At 73.5% G+C, this 16,026-nt stretch carries 13 protein-coding genes; 7 read left to right on the top strand and 6 right to left on the bottom strand.

Going from position 1 to position 16,026, the window contains the following annotated elements; all coding sequences use genetic code 11:
- The first annotated feature begins 19 nt into the window (after nt 1–19).
- Entirely contained in the window at nt 20–583 is a 564-nt protein-coding gene (locus tag ACH4OA_RS10305; RefSeq protein ID WP_397937732.1) for a hypothetical protein, read from the top strand.
- Here the strand turns inward: ACH4OA_RS10305 and ACH4OA_RS10300 are convergent.
- Nucleotides 576–1,082: a DUF2165 domain-containing protein gene (locus ACH4OA_RS10300; RefSeq protein ID WP_397937733.1), complete on the bottom strand. Its 507-nt coding sequence runs from the start codon at nt 1,080–1,082 to the stop codon at nt 576–578. The genes ACH4OA_RS10305 and ACH4OA_RS10300 overlap by 8 nt on opposite strands.
- A 177-nt stretch (nt 1,083–1,259) precedes the next feature.
- On the opposite strand from ACH4OA_RS10300, the gene ACH4OA_RS10295 reads away from it, so the two are divergent.
- Complete coding sequence (locus tag ACH4OA_RS10295; protein WP_365872513.1) at nt 1,260–2,375, top strand: ADP-ribosylglycohydrolase family protein; 1,116 nt, start codon at nt 1,260–1,262, stop codon at nt 2,373–2,375.
- Between the two features lie 123 nt (nt 2,376–2,498).
- Here ACH4OA_RS10295 and ACH4OA_RS10290 read toward each other — a convergent pair whose 3' ends face one another.
- The 3 genes from ACH4OA_RS10290 to ACH4OA_RS10280 form a co-directional block, all read right to left on the bottom strand.
- Nucleotides 2,499–4,058: a sodium:solute symporter family protein gene (locus tag ACH4OA_RS10290; RefSeq protein ID WP_397937735.1), complete on the bottom strand. Its 1,560-nt coding sequence runs from the start codon at nt 4,056–4,058 to the stop codon at nt 2,499–2,501.
- Between the two features lie 218 nt (nt 4,059–4,276).
- Entirely contained in the window at nt 4,277–6,085 is a 1,809-nt protein-coding gene (locus ACH4OA_RS10285) for an MFS transporter (RefSeq protein WP_397968560.1), read from the bottom strand.
- A gap of 196 nt (nt 6,086–6,281) precedes the next feature.
- On the bottom strand, nt 6,282–9,329 hold the full coding sequence (locus tag ACH4OA_RS10280; RefSeq protein WP_397968557.1) for a D-alanyl-D-alanine carboxypeptidase: 3,048 nt from the start codon (nt 9,327–9,329) through the stop codon (nt 6,282–6,284).
- Nucleotides 9,330–9,509: 180 nt separating this feature from the next.
- Here ACH4OA_RS10280 and ACH4OA_RS10275 point away from each other — a divergent pair, with 180 nt between their 5' ends.
- The 3 genes from ACH4OA_RS10275 (at nt 9,510) to ACH4OA_RS10265 (ending at nt 11,733) form a co-directional block, all read left to right on the top strand.
- Nucleotides 9,510–10,265, top strand: a complete 756-nt coding sequence (locus tag ACH4OA_RS10275; protein ID WP_397937740.1) for a GPP34 family phosphoprotein — start codon at nt 9,510–9,512, stop codon at nt 10,263–10,265.
- Nucleotides 10,266–10,495: 230 nt separating this feature from the next.
- Entirely contained in the window at nt 10,496–11,353 is an 858-nt protein-coding gene (locus ACH4OA_RS10270; RefSeq protein ID WP_365872523.1) for a helix-turn-helix transcriptional regulator, read from the top strand.
- 188 nt (nt 11,354–11,541) lie between these two features.
- The gene (locus ACH4OA_RS10265; protein ID WP_365872525.1) at nt 11,542–11,733 is read left to right on the top strand and encodes a DUF397 domain-containing protein; all 192 of its coding nucleotides are present in this window, start codon (nt 11,542–11,544) and stop codon (nt 11,731–11,733) included.
- Between the two features lie 197 nt (nt 11,734–11,930).
- On the opposite strand, the gene ACH4OA_RS10260 is transcribed toward ACH4OA_RS10265, so the two are convergent.
- Nucleotides 11,931–12,437: a glutathione peroxidase gene (locus ACH4OA_RS10260; protein ID WP_365872527.1), complete on the bottom strand. Its 507-nt coding sequence runs from the start codon at nt 12,435–12,437 to the stop codon at nt 11,931–11,933.
- Nucleotides 12,424–13,446: an ArsR family transcriptional regulator gene (locus ACH4OA_RS10255; RefSeq protein ID WP_397968556.1), complete on the bottom strand. Its 1,023-nt coding sequence runs from the start codon at nt 13,444–13,446 to the stop codon at nt 12,424–12,426. The genes ACH4OA_RS10260 and ACH4OA_RS10255 overlap by 14 nt, the downstream gene beginning before the upstream one ends.
- A gap of 85 nt (nt 13,447–13,531) precedes the next feature.
- Here ACH4OA_RS10255 and ACH4OA_RS10250 point away from each other — a divergent pair, with 85 nt between their 5' ends.
- Nucleotides 13,532–14,710, top strand: a complete 1,179-nt coding sequence (locus ACH4OA_RS10250; RefSeq protein WP_397968555.1) for an MFS transporter — start codon at nt 13,532–13,534, stop codon at nt 14,708–14,710.
- Between the two features lie 58 nt (nt 14,711–14,768).
- Nucleotides 14,769–16,010, top strand: coding sequence for a PD-(D/E)XK nuclease family protein (locus ACH4OA_RS10245; protein WP_397968553.1), 1,242 nt, complete (start codon nt 14,769–14,771; stop codon nt 16,008–16,010).
- Nucleotides 16,011–16,026 lie beyond the last annotated feature (16 nt).

Here is a 16,026-nt window from a genome sequence, read left to right as displayed (position 1 = left end):
AGCGGAGGAGATGCGTCCCGTGGCTGCCCGACTGCCCTCGTGGGCCTGGGTCACCGGTCTGACGGCGGGGGCGACCGCGGCCGTCGTCGCCCTCGCCGTGCAGGCGGACCACGGGCCGCATCCCACGGCCGCCGTCGCCAGGCCCGGCCCGTCCGCGTCGGCGAGCCCGCACGCGAGCGCCGCCCCCGAGGCGCCGGCCGCGCCCGCCCTCCCGGAGGATTCCGGCGAGGGCCGGCGGATCGTCTACTCGCTCGGCGCCCAGCGGGTCTGGCTGGTCGACGCGACCGGCAAGCCGGTCCGCACCTTCGCGGTGTGGCCGGGCACGGTGGCCCCGCAGCCCGGCCGCTACTCGATCACCCTGCGCACCCAGTCCCTCAAGGGCTCGGACGGCGTGGAGATCGAGCACGTCATGTACTTCACCAAGGCGGACGGCGTGAACGTCGCCTTCTCCAACGCGCTGGACGGCTCGTCCCCGCCGCCGGCGAACGGCCAGAAGCTGGGCGGCATCCGCCTCCACAAGGAGGACGGAGCCGCGCTGTGGTCCTTCGGCGATCAGGGCACGCGGGTGGCCGTCGTCAGCTAGCGTCGGCCGGCCGGCCGGGCAGGTGGTTGACGATCAGCGCCACCCCGCTGATCAGGAAGATCCGGGTGGCCGCGTCCAGGCCGTTCCACGACTTGGACTGCCACATGGCGAACCACTCGCCGCCGACGGCGATGAACCCGGCGCCGAAGAGCAGCATCAGCATCAGCAGCCCGTAGGTCGACCAGCGCCGGGCCGGAGCGGTCCTGCCCCGCGCCCACAGCCAGGTGCCGGCGATCAGCAGCAGGGCCGCCGCGCTCTCCCACACGATGATGAGGACGTACGCGGTGTCCTCCAGTGCCGTGCTGGTGACGGCCCGCCACATCAGACGGTCGTCCCGGAACGTCGTGTCCATCGCCAGCACATGCCGGACGAACTGCTGGTTCGTCCCGAAGTCGGTGATGTTCCCGAGGGCGACCAGGGCGATGTAGAGGGCGAGTATGCCGGTGAGCACACCGGCGGCGAGGCCGGGGCCGGTGCGGCGGGCGGGGGTCGTGGTCATGGCTGGATTCTGCCCGACGCACCCGCGCCGCACGGCGTGCGCATCGAGCCAGAGTGCGGCCCCGCGCCGGTCCGGGCGGGATTGCCGCGAGGGGGCGCTTTTGTCCCGCTGAACGGGCCGTTCCCGGTCGATTACAGTGCTGGGCGTCGTACGGACGGCGGTGCTGTGGGAGGTCTGGTGGGTGTGACGTCCGGTGCCGTCTGGGGCCGCGCCGAGCAGCAGGACTTCCGCAGCCGGGTGCGCGGCACGCTGCTCGGGGTCGCGGTGGGCGACGCGCTGGGCGGGCCCGCCGACGCGCTGTCCCTGGCGGAGATCCGGGCCGCGTACGGCGGCGCGGGGCTGCTGGACCTGGCCGTCGGCCACGGCCGGCGCGGCGCCGTCACCCACCACACCCAGCTGACCCTGTTCACCATGGACGGGCTGATACGCGCGCAGGTCCGCCGCGACACCGGCGCCTGGCACCCGCCGACCGATCTGCACCGGGCGTACCTGCGCTGGGCGGCCACCCAGCGCGACTGGGGGCCCGACGAGCGCCGCGAGGACGACGGGTGGCTGGCCCGCGAGGAGTGGCTGTACGCCCGCCGCGACCCGACCCGCGCGCTGCTCCTCGGGTTCGGCGACCGGACGATGGGCACGCCGGACTCCCCGAAGAACCCGCGGGAGCCGGGTCCGGAGGCGGTGGCCCGGTCGGCGCCGTTCGGGCTGCTGGTCGGCTGGGAGCCGCAGCTCGTCGTCCAGCTCGCCGTGGAGTGCGCGGCCCAGACCCACGGCCATCCCGTCGCGTATCTCGCGGCGGGCGCGTACGCCGTGATCGTGCACTCCCTGGCCCGGGGCGACAGCCTGGAGGGCGCGGTGCGGCGGGCGCTCGCGCTGCTCGCCGACCGCCCCGGCCACGAGCCGGTCTCCGACGCCCTGCGGCACGCGCTCGGCGCGGTACGGCAGGGCGTGCCCACCGCGGACCGGGTGGAGGAACTGGCCGGCGACGGCACGGCGGACGGGCTGCTGGCCGCCGCCGTGTACTGCGCGCTGGTCGGGGAGGACGTCCGGCACGGGCTGTGCCTGGCGGTGAACCAGAGCGGCCCGTCGGCGGCGGCCGGCGCCCTCACCGGCGGCCTCCTGGGCGCCCTGCACGGCGAGACGGCCCTGCCCCCGGCCTGGCTGGCCGAGCTGGAGGGCCGCCCGACGATGCTCGAACTCGCCGACGACTTCGCCCTGGAGATGACCCAGGGACCGGCGCTGCACGGCCCCACGGGGGCGTCACCGGGGTGGCTGGCCCGCTATCCGCGGGCCTGAGACCCGCGCCGCCCCGCACCGGGAGCCGGCTGCCCGCCGGTCGCCGCCCGGCTACGGGGAGCCGGCTGCCCGACGGTCACCGCCCGGCTACGGGGAGCCGGCTGCCCGCCCGTCACCGCCCGGCTACGGCGCTCCCACCACGTCGTCCCCCGCGACGGCCGGCACCGGCACCGCCGCGCTCCCGCCCCCGTCGGTGTTGACCTGCTCGATGACGGCCAGCCGGTCCGGGGTGTCCTCCGGCTTCAGGAAGCCGATCAGGACGTACAGCACCAGGGACACCGCGAGCGGCACCGAGACCTGGTACTGGAGCGGCACCCCGCCGGCCACCTGCCAGCTGATGGGGTAGTTGACCAGCCAGAAGGCCAGCAGGCCCACCGCCCAGCTGGTGAGCGCGGCCGTCGGTCCGGAGCGGCGGAACGGGCGGAGCAGACCGAGCATCATCGGGATCGCGATCGGTCCCATCAGACCGGCGACCCACTTGATGACGACCGTGATGATGTCCTTGAACGCGGGCGAGTTGACCTGGGTCGCGACCGCCATCGACAGACCGAGGAAGACGACCGTGGTGACCCGGGCCGCGATCAGTCCCGAACGCTCGCCCCAGCCCCGCGCCCGGGCCGACAGCACCGGCGCGAGGTCCCGGGTGAACACGGCCGCGATGGCGTTCGCGTCGGAGGAGCACATGGCCATGGTGTGCGAGAAGAACCCGACGATGACCAGGCCCAGCAGGCCGTGCGGCAGCAGCTGCTCGGTCATCAGGCCGTAGGAGTCGGAGCCGTCCGGCTTCTGCGCGTGCACCAGCAGCGGGGACATCCACATCGGGAAGAACAGGACGACCGGCCAGACCAGCCACAGGACCGCCGACAGCCGGGCCGACCGCTCGGCCTCGCGGGCGCTGCCGGTGGCCATGTAGCGCTGGGCCTGGTTCAGCATGCCGCCGTTGTACTCGAAGAGCTTGATGAACAGGAACGCCAGCAGGAACACCGCGCTGTACGGGCCGACCAGCGGTTTGCCGTGGCCGTGCAGCGCGGGCTGGTCCCAGGCATCGAGGAAGCCGATGTTCTTGTCGCCCAGCTTCACCACGACCGCGATGAACATGGAGACGCCGGCCAGCAACTGGATGACGAACTGGCCGAGTTCGGTCAGCGCGTCCGCCCACAGGCCGCCGATCGTGCAGTACACCGCGGTGATCGCGCCGGTGATCAGGATGCCCTGGTTCAGCGAGACACCGGTGAACACCGACAGCAGGGTGGCGATGGCGGCCCACTTGGCGCCCACGTCCACGATCTTCAGCAGCAGCCCGGACCAGGCGAGCGCCTGCTGGGTCGGCAGGTTGTAGCGGTTCTTCAGGTACTCCAGCGGGGAGGCGACGTGGAGCCGGGAGCGCAGCCGGTTGATGCGCGGCGCGAACAGCTTCGACCCGATGGCGATGCCGAGGGCGATGGGGAAGGACCAGGTGACGAACGAGGTGACGCCGTAGGTGTAGGCGATGCCCGCGTACCCGGTGAACATCACGGCGCTGTAGCCCGACATGTGGTGCGAGATGCCGGAGAGCCACCAGGGCATCTTGCCGCCGGCCGTGAAGAAGTCCGAGACGTTGTCGACGCGCTTGTGCGACCAGACGCCGATCGCGACCATCACACCGAAGTAGCCGATGAGCACGGCCCAGTCGAGACTGTTCATGAGCCCGATCGTGGGTCCGCCCACGTGAACACGACAAGCGAGCGTCAGGTCAAGTCACGGTAAAATCGTTCGCTGTGCTGGTCGAAGTTCATGTGTATGAACGGCTGAAAGTGGTGCTGTACCGGGGGATCAGGGTGGCGTACAGGCCGGTCCGCCGCCCTGGGCCGGCACGGCGTGCACGCGGGCCCGGACGCGGTGCGCGTCCGGGCCCGGTGGTCTCACTTCAGCTCGTCGGGGCACGGGGTGCCGCGCGGCAGTTGGTACGGCGCGGCCAGCCGGTACGTGCCGGCCCGCGGCGCCACCAGTACCGTCCACCGGTCCCCGTTGGCGTCCTCCGGTGTCTCGGTGAGACACCCGTTGACGTTCCGGTAGGTCTTCGGCGTACCCGAGGACGCCTCCGGCGGCTTCACGCTCTTGCCGTGCTCGTCGACGACGCTCAGCCACGGCGAGTACGGGATGCGCACCAGGACCCGCCCCGGCTCGCGCACCCGCAGCGTCATCTCGACCTGGTCAGCGCGGTCCACCACCGCGTTCGGCTCGGCGAGCGGCGCCGGATCGGTCACCTTGAACAACTGCCAGTTGGCGTCGCCCCAGACCTGCTTCAGATACGGCATCCCGCGCCGCAGCAGCGCCCGCTCGCGCTCGCCGCCGGACCCGTCCGGATCGCCCTTGGGCAGCACCACGTAGTGCACGGCCCACCGCTGGAGCCACTCGTGGTAGTTCGCCGAGTTCAGCGTGTCGTCGTAGAAGAGCGGGTTGCGCTCCATGTCGGCCTGCCGGTTCCAGCCGCGGGCCAGGTTGACGTACGGCGCGAGCGCGGACGCCTCCCGGTGGGAGCGGGCCGGGACCACCTCGACGCGGCCCTTCTCGGCGCCGCCCTTCTGGAGCTCGTGGACGAGCGGGGCCAGCTCCCGGGCCCAGGACGCGGCCGGCGCGGTGTGGATGATGTCGTCCACCGACTTGAAGCCGAGCCAGCCGACGAAGCCGAGGAAGGCCAGCACGGTCAGGTACCAGGTGCGGGACTTCGGCACGGTGTACGGCAGCGCCGCGATCAGGGCGGCGCCCGCGAACATCATCGGCAGCCGCGAGATGTTGGAGCCGATCTGCGAGTTGATCAGCCAGACCAGGACCACGCTGATGCTGTAGACGGCGGCCGTCAGCCGGACGGTCACCCACCGCTTCGGCACCAGGAACAGGCACAGCAGGCCGTACAGCAACGGCATGATCACCGAGCCGATGCCCATCGGCTGGGTGCCGGAGAACGGGAACAGCCAGGCCGACACCGCGACCACCGCGGACGGCGCGAGTCCCAGCGCCCAGGCGCCGGGCCGGCGCTTCTGCAGGAACAGGGCGACCGCGACCAGGCCCACGAAGAGTCCCGCGACCGGCGAGGACATCGTGGCGAGCGCGGCCAGCGGCGCGGCGACCAGGGCCTTCGCCCAGCGTCTGCGCCGCCACCGGTGCGGCCAGCAGAACACCGCGGCGACCGCGCCGAGCGCGAACATCGTGCCGAGACCGAAGGTCACCCGCCCGGAGATCGCGTTGCACAGGAACGCGAAGACGCCGGCGAGCGAGGCCCACAGCGGGTTCCGCACCACCCGGCTGCGGATCAGCATCAGGGTCAGCAGGCCCGCCGACACCGTCCCGGCGATCATCATCGTCGTCCGCACGCCGAGGACCGACATCAGGTACGGCGACACCACGCTGTACGACACCGGGTGCATACCGCCGTACCAGGCGAGGTTGTACGCCGAGTCCGGATGCCGGCCGACGAACTCCGCCCACGCGTCCTGCGCGGCGAGATCACCGCCGGGGTTCGCGAAGGTGAAGAACCAGATGATGTGCAGGACGCCCGCGAGGACCGTCACCGACACGACGGGGTGCCGCAGCATCCGCTGCCTGAGCGCCTCCAGCGCGGAACGCGCACGGGAGCCCTGGTCCGGGCCGGCCGCGGGCAGGCGTATTCGCGGGCCGGCTCCCGGGCCCGGATCGGCGTCGTCGGCGCGTGTCGGCTCCGCTGTGGCCACCTGTTGGCACTCCCCGTGTCCCGTTTTCTGTTCCCGGCCGCTTCCCGTCGTGTTCCCGGCCGCTTCCCGTCCAGTTCGCGGCCTCGTCCCGTGACCGGCGACCTGCCCGATTCGTGACGCTAGCACGCACCCCGCCGCGGAACCTCCGGGCGGGGTTCCGTCGACGGGGTGCGTGGGCGGGCCCGGGCGGCGGCGGTCAGCCCAGGCGGGTCAGCTTGGCGCCGAATCCCGGCTCGGCGAGATCCCGCTGGAGGGCCACCGGCACCTTCACCGCACCGGCCGAACCGTCACCCACGGTGAGCGTGCCCACCCGGGTGCCGGCCTTCGCGCTGTGCGGCACCGTCCCGGAGGCGAAGGACAGCCGCACCTTCAGGCCCGCCCAGCCGGCCGCCGTGACGTCCTTCGTGACCACGATCGGGGTGTGGCCGCCGAGCCGGTCGTCCACATAGCCGACCACGTCGCCCTTCTTCAGGACCTTCGTCGAGGTCAGCGCGGACTGCGCGGCGAGCAGCGCGGTCTTGCTGACCGCGTTGGCCGTGGTGAGGATCGGCGCCTTGTTCTGGCCGAGGATCGCGCCGACGATCGTGACCGTCTGCCCGCCGGCCTTCTTGCGGGACGCGAAGAGCAGATTGCCGCCGGCCGCGGTGGTGCTGCCGGTCTTGATGCCGATCGCGCCCATGCGGTACGGCAGCTCGTTGTAGTTGGGCCAGTTGCGGCCGGACGGGTCCGTCCAGCTGGCCGCGCTGGTGATGGCGACCAGGGCCGGGACCCGGACGACCGCCCGGCCCAGCTTCACCTGGTCCCCGGCCGTGGAGACGGTGGTCTCCTTCAGGCCCGAGGGGTCCGTGTACGTCGTGCCGGTCATCCCGAGCTGCCGGGCGGTGGCGTTCATCTTCTTGACGAACGCCGCCTCCGAGCCCGCGTCCCAGCGCGCGAGCAGCCGCGCGATGTTGTTCGCGGACGGGATCATGACGGCCGACAGGGCCTCCTTCTCGGTGAGGTGGTCGCCGGCCTTGACGGTGTTCAGCGTCGACTCGCCGTCCTTGTCGTAGCCGCCCTCCTTCTCCGCCTTCTTGTCGACCTTGATCTTCGGGCCGTCCTGCCCCGGCTTCAGCGGGTGGTCCTTGAGGATGATGTAGGCGGTCATCGTCTTGGCGACCGAGCCGATGGCCACCGGCTTCTGCTCGCCGAAGTGGTCCATCGTGCCGATGCCGTCCGCGTCCACCCAGCCCTGGCCCTCACCCGGCCACGGAAGCCGCGTACGGCCGCCGTCGAAGGTGTAGGTGTCCTCGGCGGTCAGCGTGAGAGCGGGGTCGGGCAGCGGGCGGAACGCCTGGACGACCGCGAACACGATCACCAGCAGCAGGACCAGCGGGGTCCAGATCTTGACGCGGCGCACCAGCGTGCGGACCGGGGTCTCCGGAGGCGGCGGCGTGTTCGTCAGCTCCGCCAGCAGGTCCAGCGGCGGCTTGGGCGGCAGCGGCTGCTGGGTGGTGAGCTCCGGGCCGACCTGCGGGACGGCGGCGGTGGCGTCGGCGGGGGCGGCAGCCGTGGCCGCGGGCTTGGCCGCGGTCTTCGCCGGGGCGGCCTTGGCGGCCGCGCGCATGTCGTCCTTCAGCGCGACGAACTTGCTGGTGCGCTCCGCGTCGGACTCGGCGGGCCGGGGCTTCGGCCTGGACCCGGCGTCGCCCAGCTTGAGCATGGTGGTGGGCTGGTCGACGCCGGTCTTCCCGGGCTGTACGGCCTTGAAGACGGTGGTCGGCTGATCGACCCCGCCCGACTTGCCTCCCTCTTCGCCGGCGTCCGCCTCGGAGGAGGCCTTGGGGCGGTCCTCGGGACCGGGGGCGACGGGGGTCTTGCCGGCGGCGGGCTTCGCGGCGGGAGCGGGCTTGCCGGCGGCGCCCTTGGTGCCGGTGGCCTCGGCGTCGGCAGCCGCCTTGGCGCCGGCACCGGACTTGGCGTCGGTGCCGGTGCCGGTGGGCTTGGCGGCGGCAGCGCCCTTGCCGGGCGCACCGGCGCCGGCAGTCGTCTTGGCACCGGCGCCAGCACCGGCATCGGTCTTGGCGTCGGTGTCGGCGGTCGCCTTGCCGCCGGCCTTGGCGGGGGCCTCGGTGGCGGCAGCGCCCTTGCCGGCCGCACCGGTGGCGGTGGCGGCGGGGCTCTTGGCGGCGGGAGCGGGCTTGTCGGCCGCGCCCTTGGAGGCCGCACCGGTGTCGGCGGTCGCCTTGCCGCCGGCCTCGGCACCGGCCTCGGCACCGGCCTCGGCGGGGGCCTCGGTGGCGGCAGCGCCCTTGCCGGGCGTACCGGCGCCGGCAGCCGCCTTGGCACCGGCCTTGCCCTCGGCGGCAGTGGGCTCGGTAGCGGGAGCGGACTTGCCGACGGCGCCCTTGGCGGTCGCAGCGTCGGCGGGAGTCTCGGCGGCGGGAGCGCCCTTGGCAGCCGCACCAGCGCCGGACGTCGTCTTCGCACCGGCACCGGACTTGGCGTCAGCACCGGCCCCGGCGGGGCTCTTGGCGTCGGCGGGCTTGGCAACGGCCCCGGACTTGCCCCGCGCACCGGCCCCGGCGGGCCTCTTGGCGGCGGCAGCCCCCTTGCGGGCCGCACCAGCGCCGGAAGCCCCCTTGGCGGCGGTACCGGACTTGCCCCCGGCACCGGCACCGGTCTTCGCATTCGTGTCGGTGCTCTTTGCACGCGTACCCGAGCCCGCGTCGGCGCCTGCATCCGCGCCCGACTTGGCGGTGCCCTCCGCTTCCCGCTCGTCCTTCGGGTCCGCGTCGGCGCCGTCAGAACCCGTGTCCGCCGCGGTGTTGGGGCCGGCGTCGGCCTTCGCGCCCGTCTCGGCGCCCCCGGCCTCCCCGGCACCCTCGCCCGCGCCGGACGAACTCCCCGGCCCGGCCTTCTCCTTGGCGGAGCCCTCGGCCCCGGCCGACGTCTCCGTCTCCGCCGGCTTTGCAGTCGCGTCGGCCGCCGGGTCGCGGACCCACGCCGAGACCGCCGCGCGCAGCTCCGGGTCCTCACCGGACGTGCCGGCCTCCTCGGCGCCGGCCGGCCCCTCGGACCGTACCGTCAGGACCTTCGTCGCCGTGTCCGTACCCCCGGCCGAGGAATCCTTTTCGCGGGCCACCGCGAGACGCGGATCGCGTGCCTCGGGAACCGAACCCGCGCTCCGCGGCGTCGGTTCCGCCGACGACTCGCGCTGCTTCGACCTGTCGGGGGACTCGCCCGCCACCGATGCCTCCTCCATGCGTCGCACGCCACGTGTGCGCCCTGTCCGAACCATGTACCAGTGTCCTGTGTGAGGGCTTGGCCCCTGCGGTAGACGAGAACGACATACCTACCGGTTCCCCCACGAAGCGGTCACGCGCCCTCGACAGACCAATGTGAGAGGGGTCACCCTGTCATTCATCCACGCGGGGAGGCATGGATGGGCAGGAGCCGCAGAACACTTCCGGAGGAGCTTCTGCTGCTGGCACTGGACCCGGCCACGGGTACCACTGCGCAGCCGCAGTCGCTCGACCTCGGTCTGGCCGGTGCACAGCTAGTGGAGCTGGCGCTGGCCGGACGGATAGCCCCAGACGGGGATCGTATCGCCGTGGTGGTGCCACGGCCGACAGGAGATCCGACTCTGGACTGCGCGTTGGAGTTGCTGCGAAGGCGTGGCGCTCCCGTGCGTGCCGTCCACTGGATCGGCGGGCCCCGGCTGGGGCTCAGACAGACCTACCTCTCGCATCTGGAGCGGTGCGGCATGGTCGCCGCCGTGGCCGGCCAGATGTGCGGGGTGCTGCCGACGACGCGTTACCAGGCGACCGACACCGCCATCAGCCGGGAGATCCGTTCCCGGCTGGACTCCGCGATCCGCACCGGCGTACCACCGGACCCGCGGACCGCGGCGCTCGCCGCGCTGGCGCACGCCGTCGGGCTCGGCAAGCACCTGTACCCGGGGAACGAGGGACGGTCGTCCCGGTCCCGGCTGCGGGATCTGATCCGGCACGATCCGATGGGCGGGCTCGTGGCCCACGCCGTCATGGACGTGCAGAACGGCGCGGCCGCCCAGCCGCGCCGGGGCCCCGCCGCGGCCGGCCGTCCGGCCGCGCCCGGAGCCAGGCCCGCGACGGAACCCCCGCGCGGGGTTCCGATGCAGCCGCACCACGGGTCCATGGCGCGCGCCGTGGCCCACTGAGCCGTCACCCGGCTCGCACAGACCCGGTCCGGGAGCCGCTGGTCCGAGCGGGGCGGTGAGACCTTCGCGGTCTCGCCGTCCCGCTCGGCCGCGTTCCGGCCGGCCGGCGGTTCGAAGGGACACACATATCCTCCGTTTCCCAGCGGCGGAAAGCGCCTAGGTGGCAGTCTGCTCAACAGCAGATACGGAAAGTGTTAAGTCGCAGGCAGGCTGCCGGAGGTGCACGTCCCGTGGCGTCCAATGTCAATCCCACCGTCAGGCGGCGCCGGCTGGGCCAGGAGCTGCGCAGGCTCCGCGAGCTCAAGGGCATGACCGCCGAAGAGGTGGCGGAACGGCTGCTGGTGTCGCAGTCGAAGATCAGCAGACTGGAGAACGGCCGGCGGAGCATCAGCCAGCGCGATGTCCGCGACCTGTGCGGGGTGTACGAGGTCGAGGACCAGCGCATCGTGGACTCGCTGATGGAGATGGCCCGTGACTCCCGCCAGCAGGGCTGGTGGCACACGTTCGGGGACATCCCGTACAGCGTGTACATCGGCCTGGAGACCGATGCCGAGTCGCTGCGGGTCTACGAACCCCAGTTGGTGACCGGTCTGTTGCAGACCCGCTCCTACGCCGAGGCGCTGGTGCGGGGCGCGCTGCCGGAGACGTCGACCGAGGAGATCGACAAGCGGGTCAAGGTGCGGATGCGCCGCCAGGAACGCGTCACCGCCGACCACAACCCGCTGCGGCTGTGGGTGGTGCTGGACGAGGCCGCGCTGCGCCGGGTCGTGGGCAGCAGGCTGATCATGCGGGAGCAGCTGGAGCACCTGATCGAGATGTCCCAGCTGCCGCACGTCACCGTGCAGGTGCTGCCCTTCGAGGTGGGCGCGCATCCGGGGCTCAACGGGCAGTACGCGATTCTGGAGTTCTCCGACGCGGCCGACTCCAGCGTGGTCTATCTGGAGGGTGTGACCAGCGACCTGTACCTGGAGAAGGCGCAGGACGTGCAGAAGTACGCCGTCATGTACGAGCACTTGCGGGCGCAGTCCCTCAATGTGGAGGCGTCCCGGCACTTCATCGCGGAAGCGGCGAAAAGGTACGCCGACTGAGGCGGAGGCGCAGCGGGCGCGGGATCGTACACCGCCGGCCGGGTCCGGCGTACAGCACGCCTGGGATATGCCATCCGGTCGAGTGAACGACCGCTCCACCAAGGGCGGTTGACCGGTAGCGTCGATCACGCCAATCAGACGAGACGGTTGGCGCGAACCGCACTACCGCAACCGCAACAGGAGTGGTCATGGCACTGATTCAGGGCGCGTCGGAGACGTGGATGAAATCCTCCTATTCCGCGGGCAACGGCGCCTGCGTGGAGGTCAAGTCGCCCACCGCCGCCGAACTCGCCGTCCGTGACTCCAAGACCCCCGAGGGACCGGTCCTGGCCTTCCCCGCCGGTGCCTGGAACGCCTTCGTGGCCTCGGTCAAGGTCTGAGGGTTCCCCTCCGGCCCCGGCCGCGACAACCGCACGAGCACCAACGGGCCCTCTCGACCAGTCGCCGTCCTTGCCGAGAGGGCTCGCGCTCCGGGTGCGGACCCGGCCCTGGGGGCCCGACGGACCCGGGGCCCAGCCGAGCCGGGGTTCAACCGAGCCGGGGCTGAGTCGATCCGGGGCTCAGCCCGATCCGGGGCTCAGCCGAGCTGGGCCTCGATCGCGGTGACCACCTCGTCCGACCCGGGCTCGGTCTGCGGCGAGAACCGGGCCACCACCGTCCCGTCCCGGCCGATGAGGAACTTCTCGAAGTTCCAGCGGATGTCCCCGCTGTGCCCCTCGGCGTCGGCGAAACCGACCAGCCGCTCGTACAGCGGGTGCCGGCCCTCCCCGTTCACCTCCACCTTCTCGGTCAGCGGGAAGCTCACGCCGTACGTGGCCGAGCAGAACTGCGCGATCTCCTCGGCGCTGCCGGGCTCCTGCCCGAGGAACTGGTTGCAGGGCACGCCGAGCACGGTGAAGCCGCGCTCCGCGTACCGCTTCTGGAGTTCCTCAAGTCCCGCGTACTGCGGGGTCAGGCCGCACCGGGAGGCCACGTTCACGATGAGGACGGCCTGCCCCGCGAACCGCCGCAGCTCCGCGGAACCGCCCTGGAGGGCGCCGATCTCCACGTCCAGCGGGGCGCCGTTGTGCTCAGTAGTCGTCATGCCCGGATGCTAGCCCCGTCCCGGGCGCCGCACTCGCCCCCGCTCCCGGTCCGGCCTCGGCCAGCATGTCGCCGGCCGCCGTCCGCACGTACAGGACCGACCGCCCGGCCCGCCGCCGCTCCACCAGCCCCGCTTCCCGCAGCACCTTCAGGTGCCGGCCGACCGAACCGAGGCCCTGTCCGGTCACCGCGGTCAGCTGGGTGGTGCTCAGGGGCGAGCCGAGGAGCACCAGGACGGCGGCCCGGCCGGTCCCGAGCAGCGCGCCCAGCGCGGCGGGCACCGCCCGGCCGCCGTCCCCGGCGAGGACACCGGCGCAGGGGTAGACCACCGCGTACCGCTGCCGGCCCTCCCAGGCGACCCAGCCCGTCCGCTGCGGGGTCACCGGCACGAACACCAGCTCCGCGTCGAAGATCTCCCGGGGCGGATACGCGTGCAGATTGACCTGGAACCGGTCGCCCCCGAGCCACCGGGTGCCGCCGGGCCGCAGGGAGTCCAGCACGCCCGCCCAGCCGTCCTGGCCCATCCGCGCCGTCCGCGCGAGCACGTCCGCCTCCAGCACCCGCCGGCGCCGCTCCCAGGACGGCCGTACCGTCTCCCGCCACACCCACTCCAGCAGGCGGGCGGCCCGCTCCGTGAGGTCGTCCCGGTCGAGCACGGCGGGCAGCGGACCCGCCAGGGAGAGGCGCAGGTGGTCGCGGGCCGCGTCGGGCGCCACCGCGCGGACCCGGGCGACCTCGGCCGCGAACGGCTCCCCGCCGCGCGGGGCCGGTGTAAGGAAGTCGGCGATCCAGGCCCGGCCCAGCCCGGCCCGCACCAGATGCGCGGTCACCGGCTCCGCCGCCAGCAACGTCCGGTAGGCGGGCCCGTGGACGCGCAGCCACTCGTGTTCACCGGGGTGCGCGGCGGCGTTCGCGTGCAGCAGCTTCAGACAGGCGAAGGTCTCGGCGAGCGGCGAGACGACGAACCGGCTGCGGGCGAGGGTGTCCGCGTTGAGCTGCCACCACCCCACGGCCCCTCCCGACCCGCCCGTACGACCTTTCGCACCACGGCGAAACAATAACGAGCACCCGGAGCCCCGGCCCAGACTCCGGGCCATGCCCAGTTACCGATCCCTCGTCCGTACCCCGGAGTTCACCCCGCTCTTCCTCGGCTCGGCCGCGCAGACCGCCGCGCAGACCGTCGGCGGCCTCGCGCTCGGCACGCTCGTGTTCCGGTCGACCGGCTCCCCGCTGCTGGCGTCGGTGAGCATGTTCGGCCCCTCGCTCGCCCAGATGCTGGGCGCCACCGTGCTGCTGTCCGGCGCCGACCGGCTGCCGCCGCGTACGGCCCTGTCCGCGATCGCCCTGGCCTTCGCGGCCGGTACGGCGGCCCAGGCGCTGCCCGGTCTGCCGGCCGGCGCGCTCCTCGCCATCGTCCTGCTGCTGGGCCTGGTCGCCTCGCTCGGCGGCGGGGTGCGCTGGGGCCTGCTGAACGAGATCCTCACCAAGGACGGCTATCTGCCCGGGCGTTCGCTGTTCAACATGATGGGCGGGCTGGCGCAGATCGCCGGGTTCGCCACCGGCGGCGCCCTGCTCGCCGTCCTCTCCCCGCGCGCCTGCCTGCTGCTGGCGGCGGCCCTGTACCTGACATCCGCCCTCGTGCTGCGGTTCGGCCTGACCGCCCGGCCGCCCCGCGCCGGCGGCCGCCCGTCACCGGCGGCGACCTGGCGCGCCAACGCCCGGCTGTGGTCGTCCCGGCCGCGCCGGCTGACCTACCTGGGCCTGTGGCTGCCCAACGGCATGGTCGTCGGCTGTGAGTCGCTGTACGTGCCGTACGCCCCGCACGCGGCCGGCACCCTGTTCGCGTGCGGGGCGCTCGGCATGTTCGCCGGGGACGTGACGGTCGGCCGGCTGCTCCCCGCCGCCGTACGCGCCCGCCTGGCCACTCCGCTGCTGCTCCTGCTCGCGGTGCCGTACCTGGTGTTCGCCGCGCGTCCGCCGCTGGCGGTGGCGGTGGTCTGCGTGACCGTGGCCTCCGTCGGTTTCGCGGCGAGTCTGGTCCAGCAGGAGCGGCTGATGCGGCTGACCCCCGACGGCATGACCGGCCAGGCCCTGGGACTGGACTCGGCCGGCCGGCTCACCCTCCAGGGCGTGAGCGCGACGGCGGCGGGCACGCTGGCCCAGTTCACCTCGCCCGCGGCGGCGATGAGCGCGATGGCGGCGGCCTCGGTCTGCGTCACCCTGGCCCTGACGGCGGCCGCCCGCCGCACCCCGGCCCGCACCGCCGTGGCTTAAGGTCTGACCACCGCTCGACGGGCCGGGGCAGGCCGGGCGGGTGCCGGGGGAGGGGCTGATGGGGGAAGCGGGCGCGGACTGGCCGGCCGTGGCGGAGGAGGTCGAGCGGCTGACGGCCGCCGGCCTGTGGAACCCGCCGCCGGGCACCGCCATGGAGATCCTCGGACTGGGCCGGCGGGAGGTCCCGCACAGCCGCATGGTCGGCTGGCTGCTCGACCCCGCCGGCTCGCACGGACTGGGCCCGCGGCTGCTGGACGCGTTCCTGCGCCGGGCGGGCCGTGAGCGGCCGGCGGGGGCCCCGCGCGCGGGCGAGGTCCGGGTCGAGCGGGAAGTCGTCCTGCGGGGCGGCGACGGCCCCGGCGACCGGCGCGCGGACCTCGTCGTCCGGCTGGACGGCACACCGGTCGTCGTCGAGATGAAGATCGACGCCCAGGAGGGCGCCGGCCAGACCACGGACCTGGCGGGCCACTTCCGCGCGTCGCACGGCATCCCGCTCTTCGTCTACCTCACCCTCGACGGCTCGCCCGCCGTGGACCCCGCCTTCGTGCCGATGAGCCTGCGGGACGTCGCGCACGACCTGCGCGCCGCGCTCGCCACGGCCCCGGAGCCGGCCGGTGCCGCCGCTGCCGTGGGCCGCCGTACCGCCGCCGACTATCTGGAGACCCTCGGGATGCTGACCCGGACCAACGCCGCGGCCCGGGCCGCGGCACGCTTCTGGCTGCGGCACGGCGACGCCCGCGCGTACGACGAGGCCCGGGCCGCGGCCTGGACCGTCCTGCGGGAACTGCCCGACCGCACCGCCCACGTGCTCGGGCAGCACCCCGCCACCGCCGGGGACGACGGCCTCCGCGTCGTCCTGCGCACGGAGCGGGTGCAGGGGAGCGGCGGACTGCTCCGCGAGGACCGCGTGGTGCTGCTGACCCGGGAGCGCTGGACGGACGGGCGGGGCGAGCCCCGGGCCGGTGTCGGCTTCGCCGTCCGCGAGCACCGCCACCGCGACGACAGCCACTGGAGCCAGGAGAACATGCCCTACTACGGCATATGGCTCGCGGACCCGGCGCCGGCCCGGCAGCCCCTGCTCGGCCGCCCCAGGCCGCCCTGGGGCAACTGGGGTGCCGACTGGGACTACTTCCCGCTGTCGCTGGACGGCACGGAACCGGACGACGACCCGGCGGACACCTACGCGGCCCGTGCCGCGGCCCTCCTCCACACCCTCTGGACGGCCCACGAACCCGCCCTGGCGGCCCTCTTGGACGCCCAGCCGCCCGGGGACGCCCAGGCCGCCGTACGGCCGGCCTAGCCGCTGCCTGGCATCA

The organism is Streptomyces sp. NPDC017095 (genome assembly GCF_044332325.1).
Lineage (GTDB): Bacteria > Actinomycetota > Actinomycetes > Streptomycetales > Streptomycetaceae > Streptomyces.
This window is presented reverse-complemented; position numbering and strand designations above follow the sequence as displayed.